Below are 574 nucleotides of genomic sequence, written 5' to 3'. Positions count from 1 at the left end.
ATATCCTTCGTCACGGTTGCCGTCCTTTCCGCTGAGTAGCTGTAAACACCACACTTTGGCACATTGCGATGCCGTCTGGGGAGGGCGGCAACCACCCCATCTGTTCGAACGCGGCATCGACATTTGCCACGAGACGGTTCGGATGTGGTGGAACCGGTTCGGCCCGATGTTCGCCGGCGAGGAGAGACGCCAGCGGGTTGGCGCAATGCGCGGCTTCCGCCATTGGCGATGGCACCTCGATGATGTGTTCGTGAAGATCAACGGCGAGATGCATTACCTTTGGCGAGCCTTCGATCACGAAGGCGAGGTGCTGGAGTCCTATGTCACCAAGACGCGGGATAAGGCTGCAGCGCTGACCTTTATGAAGAAGGCGCTGAAGCGGCATGGTAGTCCGGAGGCGATCACGACTGATGGCCTCGCCTCGTACAGGGCGGCCATGAAGGTGCTGGGCAATGATCTGCCCCCCGCTGAGTGGCCCAGAGACTATGATAGTCTGGACCACGAAAGGGACGACGAATGCCGAGCAAGAAGCACAAGCCGGAAGAGATTATCGGGAAGCTGCGTGAAGTTGAGA

General features: G+C 58.9%; 1 pseudogene. It reads left to right on the top strand.

Annotated elements, in window-relative coordinates:
- Window positions 1-100: 100 nt before the first annotated feature.
- A pseudogene (locus ACM9ME_RS15455) lies at window positions 101-574 on the top strand (IS6 family transposase); the annotation flags it as partial.

Source organism: Sphingomonas antarctica, assembly GCF_965137005.1.
Lineage (GTDB): Bacteria > Pseudomonadota > Alphaproteobacteria > Sphingomonadales > Sphingomonadaceae > Sphingomonas_O > Sphingomonas_O antarctica.
This window is presented reverse-complemented; position numbering and strand designations above follow the sequence as displayed.